Consider the following 5,898-nt stretch of genomic DNA (forward strand, 5'->3'; position numbering starts at 1 on the left):
CCAGCTCCTCATCGTCGAGCTCCTCGCGTAGCTCGAGCTCCTCGAGTTCTAGCTCGAGCTCGTCGAGCAGCTCCGGCTGAGACCGGAAAGAACGATTAATGGCCGACTGAAGAACCGAGGTAGTTTCGCGTTAGCAAACTCAAACCCTCCATTCGCCTCGGAATCAACTGCCGGCACAACTGGTTGCGTTAGCTAACATTATTAGCTAACATAACCGCGATGAAGGTTACGATCCACACGGCGAAAACGACGCTCTCCAAGCTCATCGAGCGAGCGCATGCCGGCGAAGAAATCGTCATCTCGCGAGGCGATGTGCCCGTAGCGCGACTCGTACCGATTGCGCTCCGACCTCCCCGGCGCAAACCGGGGACTCTCCGAGGCGTTGTGAAGATTCCCGACGCGTTCTTCGAGCCTCTGCCCGAGGAGGATCTCGACGCGTGGGAGGGAAGGTCTTGAAGCTTCTTCTCGACACACACGCGCTGCTCTGGTGGTCTACTCTCGACGGGAAACTATCGCGGAAGGCCAAGCGCGGCATCGCGAGCGAAAACAACGATGTGTTCGTGAGCGCGGCATCGGCATGGGAGATTGCGACCAAAGCACGAATCGGAAAACTCGAGTGGCCAGCGACAGCCGGAACGGTGAACTCTTACGTCCTCGAGCAGGGCTTTCGGGCACTTCCCATATCGTTGGAACACGCGGAACGAGCGGGGCAGCTCCAGATCAATCACCGCGATCCGTTCGATCGGATGCTCATCGCTCAAGCGCTGGCCGAAGACATGTGGCTCGCGAGCAACGAGGACTTCTTCGACCGAGCAGGGGTCAGGCGCTACTGGTGATGAGGCTATCGAGTCCTAGCTGGCTGGCTGTCGGCTGAGCCGAGGTTCCTACTTCGTTCCCAGTCGAAAGGTGTGGCGGATGCGCATTTTGACGCTCACCGTGACGCCGTTCTTTTCAGCGGGCTCGAAGCGCCACTGCGCGACGGACTCCCGAACGGCGTCATCGAGAACCGACCCGGCTGACTCGACGACCCGAATATCGACCGGAATCCCCTCATCGGTGACCACGAACTCGAGCGTCACTCTTCCTTGCTGCTCGAGCCGACGAGCCTCTCGGGGGTAACCGGGTGGGTCTCCCGAGATTCTTCTGGCAGGTTTGTCATCGGGGCCGAGCTCGACGAGCTGCCCCGGTCGAATGCCCGCCGCGGCAGGGCTGGAACCGCCAGCCCCGATCGAGCGGAGTCTAGCAACGAGATTGACGCTTTCCCCACCCCGTGCCGCCACTACGGATCGCCAGGTCTCATAGCCGTCGCGCGCGACATGAACTTCGTGCTGGCCCGGGTCGAGCTCGATCTCTTCGAGGGGAGTCTTCCCGACGGAGCTCCCGTCGATCGTGACGAGGCCTCCGGGCGGCGTCGAGTCCACGAATAGGATTACATTAGCAGGCTGAAGGGCCAACCTGAGTGATTCGGCCCGCGACGCACCGGTCAGCTCGAAGACCTCTTCGAGCGGGAGAAAGCCATCCTTGGTGACGCGAACGCTGTGCTTTCCCTCGCCGAGTGACGGAAGACCGATGGGCGAAGGTCCGAATTCCGTTCCGTCGACGACGACGTTAGCTCCCGGTGGGTCGGTTTGAATACGAACCTCGTAGCGGGGGGCCCTGCCGTACCATTGAACCAGCAAGCTCGCGGAGAGGACCGCCAGAACGAAGACTGCGGCGACCGCCTTTCGCCCGCCGGAGTGCGCCTCGCGCGAAACCGAGGGCTTTGGGGAAACGCTCCCGGGATCGAGCACGAGCGTTTGCTCCCCGACGGCCCCCGAAACCGTGACTCGTTCGGAGTCGGTGCCGTTCAAGGCGGCCACGAACTCCGAAAAAGAAGCGAAGCGCTCTTCCGGATCCTTTGCCAGCGCCCGGACGAACACGTCGTGGTAATCCCGCGGGAGGCAAGGGTTGTGCTCGTGCGGAGGAATCGGTGTGCTATTGACGACGTTGTATACCAGCGTCGTGATGTTCTCGCCGGAAAATGGCCTGCGCCCCGTCAGCATCTCGTAAGTGACCACGCACAAGGAATAGATGTCCGCCCTCGGTGACATCACGTCGCCCCGGATCTGCTCGGGAGACATGTAGGAGGGCGAGCCGAGGAACTGCCCCGATGTGGTCATCACCGTCGATTCCAGGTGTGCGAGGCCGAAGTCGGTGATGACCGGGCGGCCATCCCGGGAGACCATGATGTTGGCCGGCTTGATGTCGCGGTGGCAGATACCCTTGTCATGAGCGAAGGCGAGCGCGTCAGCGATGGGACTCACGATTTGGAGTGTTTCGTCGAGGGGCAGAGGACCTCGTTTCGCCAGGAGGCTCGAGAGGGTTTCTCCTTCCAGATACTCCATCACGAAGTAGTTTTCCCCGACGTCGAAGACCGTAATGATGTTGGGGTGCGAGAGGCTCCCGGCCGCACGAGCTTCGCGTTGGAACCGTCTCAGGAACTCGCCGTTCTCGTCTTGAGAGAGGATCTCGTCCTTGATGACCTTCACCGCGACCGGGCGTTTGGTGCGTGGATCGTAGGCTCCGTAGACTTTGCCCATCGCACCCTGTCCGATCACGGATCGGACTTCGTAGCGCCCAAACCTGAGCTCTTGCATAGACTTGTCTTGCTGTGATGACGGCGCGCGAGGTTTTGACGACCTGTACCTCTAAGGTAACAAACACGGTTGCCTTCTGACAACTGGTGGAACCAGCCAGCTTGAGATGTGGCTCGCGCCTGCAGTATTTTGGCCACATGCGGGCAGGGCCGGTGTTCTGGATCGGCGGTATGTTCGGTCTTTGCGCCGTTTCCGCCGTGGCCGCGAAGTTACAGGAAGCGACCCTGGCCGCCTGGGAGACTTACGAAAGGCTCACCGAGGCGCGAATCGAAAGAGAGCTCGCATCCGAAAAGGGATTCCTCGTGCGGGATTTCCTCGAGGAGCGGGAGCAAGCGCAGATTCGCGACGCCATTCGCTCGAGTGTCTACGTCAAGAAGTTGACGACGCCCAACGAAGAAGGTGGAAAGATCGATGTACCCGACGGCCTGGTTCATCACTGGTATGGAACGGTTCTCGTGCCCGGTGCGACCCTCGATCGGGTCCTCGCCTGGGTGCAGGATTACGAGAGGCACGAAGAATACTTCGACGAAGTGGAAGATTCGCGCCTCGATTCGCATCGTGGTGACACCTTCGACATTTTTCTGCGGCTGCGGCGAAAGAAGGTCATCAGCGTCCACTACAACACGGAGCACGAGGTCATCTATCGACGGCACGGGTCCGATCGGGCATCGAGCCGGAGCAAGGCGACGCGAATCGCGGAGATCGACAACGCTGGAACCGATCGCGAGCGAGAAAAGCCCGTAGGTGATGACCGAGGATTTCTCTGGCGGCTGGACTCATACTGGAGGTTTGCCCAACAGGCCGACGGGGTCGTCGTCGAGTGCGAGTCCATCAGCCTGAGCCGAACCATTCCCGTCGCCTTTCGCTGGGTCGTCCGCCCCTTCATCAACTCCGTTCCCAGGGAGTCCTTGGAAGCAACGCTACTTCCGTTGCGCGAAGCCTTCGCCGACTGAACGCGGTCGCCCTCCTGACTACGACGAGTGACTGGGCCTCGATCTCGTCAACTGCTGCGACGATGGCACGGCTCGGCCTTTGCGGCGCTGCGCGCCGATCTCGCGGCAGAGGTTCTGGCCACCGCTCGGCAGGCTGGGCTGACATTTTCATGAACCTGATAGGGCCTTGATCTGAACGCCTGTCGCTCGAGCCACGTCGGCGATCCGTGCCCGATGATCCTCTTCGCGATATCCTTCGCCGTAGATGAAACGCTGAATTCCGGCGTTCACCAGCACCCGAAAACAATCCCAGCAGGGACTCGCCGTCGTGTAGATCCACGCTCCCTCGACTTTGACGCCCCGACGAGCGGCCTGGGCGAGAGCGTTCATCTCCGCGTGGATCGTGCGAACGCAGTGCCCGTCCACCATGTCGTGGCCAACGTCGTCGCAGTGGGGCAGCCCCCGTACCGAGCCGTTGTAGCCCGTGGCCGCTACTTGATGATCGACGACGATGACGGCTCCTACGTGCTTGCGGTCGCAGGTGGCGCGAGCGGACGCTGCCCGCGCGAAACCCATGAAGTAGCTGTCCCATTCCGGTCGCATCACCGTCTCCCCAGCTCCTTTTTTGTTGTTCATGACTCTAGAACAAACGGGGCGTCGCCCGCCAGGTTCCTCTTCGGGCGTCGCGTCTCGTGACGGCCATCGAATAGACTAATCCATCATGACACGAACTCTTCTCTTCCTCGGGCTCGTCGTCTCCTCGTCGACCAGTAGCACATCGGGGACCACGCCCGACGACGTCGGCGTCAACGTCTCGTTCTACAGCGGGGCCTACGACCAGGCCGCGACGATGGCTGCCGCCGGGCTCCGGTGGGTCCGACTCGACCTGGCATGGAGTGCGGTGGAGACCGAACCGGGACGCTACGACTTCGGGATATGGGATCGCTTCCTCGATTCCTTCGAGCCTTTCCGCATACGCGTCCTCTTCATACTGGATTACGGAAACGACCTCCACGAGCGTGGATTCCCTCCGGCGACGGAGACCGGTCGATCCGCTTTCGCTTCTTTCGCAGCCGCGGCGGCCCGCCACTTTCGAGGACGGGCGATGTGGGAGATCTGGAACGAGCCGAATCTGCCGCGATATTGGGCCGGCTCGCCCGACGCCGCAGCCTACGTGGCGCTCGCCCGGGCTGCCGCCGTCGAGATCCGCCGCGAGGATCCCGGCGCGTGGATACTGGGCCCCTCACTCGGTGGCAGCACGTTCGACCTGGACTACCTCGAAGCAACGTTCGCCTTGGGGCTTCTCGACGTCGTGGACGCCGTGTCGGTACATCCTTACGGGGCCTCTCACCCCGAGGCGGCAACTGAGTTCTACGACCAGGTGCGTCAGCTGATCGGACGCTACTCTCCGAGGCGTGAGGTCCCGATCGTCGTGAGCGAGTGGGGATATCCCGTCGAGGGTCTTGGCGCCGAGGGACAGGCCGACTTCCTCGTGCGCGCATTGACCGTTAACCGCCGGGCGGGCATCCCGCTGACGATCTGGTACAACTGGCAGGAGCCCATCACCCCCTGGCACTCATTCGGTCTTCTCGACGTGCGGGGCCAACCCAAGCCCGCATACGACGCCCTCGCTCGGATGAGCGCGGCGCAACCTCCGGGGAAAGATGGTGCTGAATGGTTTCGTTTCGATGGATGGGACCAAGACCGCGGCCTCTCTTCGATGCTCGCGTCCGTCGTTCACCTCTCGACGGAACCGAGGGTGGGCGAACCCTTCTTGTTGCGTCCGGGCGAGACGGCCAGCGTCGAGGGAGCGGACTTTTCGCTGACGTTCGAAGAGGTCGAAAGCGACTCCCGCTGTCCCCGAGACGTCCAGTGCATTCGTGCCGGGGAGGCAGAGGTCGTTCTTAGACTTCGGACCACGTCGGGGGAGGCCATTCGCCTGAGCCTCGAAGTTCCTCCCGGAGGGGGCGCGACGGGAGCGTTCCGTGAACACACGATTCGTGTCCTTGCCCTCGAGCCCCAGACGGAATCGGACAGGCGAATCGGGAGCGATGATTACGTCGTACAGCTCCGGGTCGATGCCGCGAATGAGTCGACGGAATCTTCTCTCGCGTGCTCAATGCCGTGGCGGGACCCGTAATCGATCGGCCGCCACGGCTTTGCCTTGCGGCGCTTATTCGCACTTCGTGCTCACATCTCATACCCACGAAGCAGCCCGATGCGGACGATTCGCGCCGATCTCGCGGCAGACGTTTTGGCCACCGCTCGGCAGGCTGGCCGTACTTTTTCATCAGCCTGCTCGAGATTTTATCCAGCCATGATTGCTCACG

The 5,898-nt window shown here is 61.9% G+C and carries 6 protein-coding genes; 4 read left to right on the plus strand and 2 right to left on the minus strand.

Annotated elements, in window-relative coordinates:
- Positions 1 to 219 precede the first annotated feature (219 nt).
- Together VEK15_12360 and VEK15_12365 are read left to right on the plus strand one after the other, a co-directional pair.
- Entirely contained in the window at positions 220 to 456 is a 237-nt protein-coding gene (locus VEK15_12360; protein HXV61483.1) for a type II toxin-antitoxin system Phd/YefM family antitoxin, read from the plus strand.
- A complete protein-coding gene (locus tag VEK15_12365) occupies positions 453 to 836 on the plus strand; it encodes a type II toxin-antitoxin system VapC family toxin (protein ID HXV61484.1) in 384 nt (127 codons plus the stop codon). The genes VEK15_12360 and VEK15_12365 overlap by 4 nt, the downstream gene beginning before the upstream one ends.
- 48 nt (positions 837 to 884) lie before the next feature.
- Here VEK15_12365 and VEK15_12370 read toward each other — a convergent pair whose 3' ends face one another.
- Complete coding sequence (locus tag VEK15_12370) at positions 885 to 2,636, minus strand: TonB family protein (protein ID HXV61485.1); 1,752 nt, start codon at positions 2,634 to 2,636, stop codon at positions 885 to 887.
- A gap of 86 nt (positions 2,637 to 2,722) precedes the next feature.
- Here VEK15_12370 and VEK15_12375 point away from each other — a divergent pair, with 86 nt between their 5' ends.
- Positions 2,723 to 3,589 carry a hypothetical protein gene (locus tag VEK15_12375; GenBank protein ID HXV61486.1) on the plus strand — a complete coding sequence of 289 codons (867 nt, stop codon included), beginning with the start codon at positions 2,723 to 2,725 and terminating at the stop codon, positions 3,587 to 3,589.
- A gap of 147 nt (positions 3,590 to 3,736) precedes the next feature.
- Here the strand turns inward: VEK15_12375 and VEK15_12380 are convergent, their stop codons facing one another.
- Complete coding sequence (locus VEK15_12380) at positions 3,737 to 4,171, minus strand: dCMP deaminase family protein (GenBank protein ID HXV61487.1); 435 nt, start codon at positions 4,169 to 4,171, stop codon at positions 3,737 to 3,739.
- A 118-nt stretch (positions 4,172 to 4,289) separates the two neighbouring features.
- Here VEK15_12380 and VEK15_12385 point away from each other — a divergent pair, with 118 nt between their 5' ends.
- Positions 4,290 to 5,708, plus strand: a complete 1,419-nt coding sequence (locus tag VEK15_12385; protein HXV61488.1) for a cellulase family glycosylhydrolase — start codon at positions 4,290 to 4,292, stop codon at positions 5,706 to 5,708.
- Positions 5,709 to 5,898: the final 190 nt, after the last annotated feature.

This window comes from Vicinamibacteria bacterium, from assembly GCA_035620555.1.
GTDB lineage: Bacteria > Acidobacteriota > Vicinamibacteria > Marinacidobacterales > SMYC01 > DASPGQ01.

Excerpts from the sequence above, each read along its gene's own strand:
- VEK15_12385 (HXV61488.1), top strand. The coding sequence starts at position 4,290 with ATGACACGAACTCTTCTCTTCCTCGGGCTCGTCGTCTCCTCGTCGACC.
- VEK15_12360 (HXV61483.1), top strand. The coding sequence starts at position 220 with ATGAAGGTTACGATCCACACGGCGAAAACGACGCTCTCCAAGCTCATC.
- VEK15_12380 (HXV61487.1), bottom strand. The coding sequence starts at position 4,171 with ATGCGACCGGAATGGGACAGCTACTTCATGGGTTTCGCGCGGGCAGCG.
- VEK15_12370 (HXV61485.1), bottom strand. The coding sequence starts at position 2,636 with ATGCAAGAGCTCAGGTTTGGGCGCTACGAAGTCCGATCCGTGATCGGA.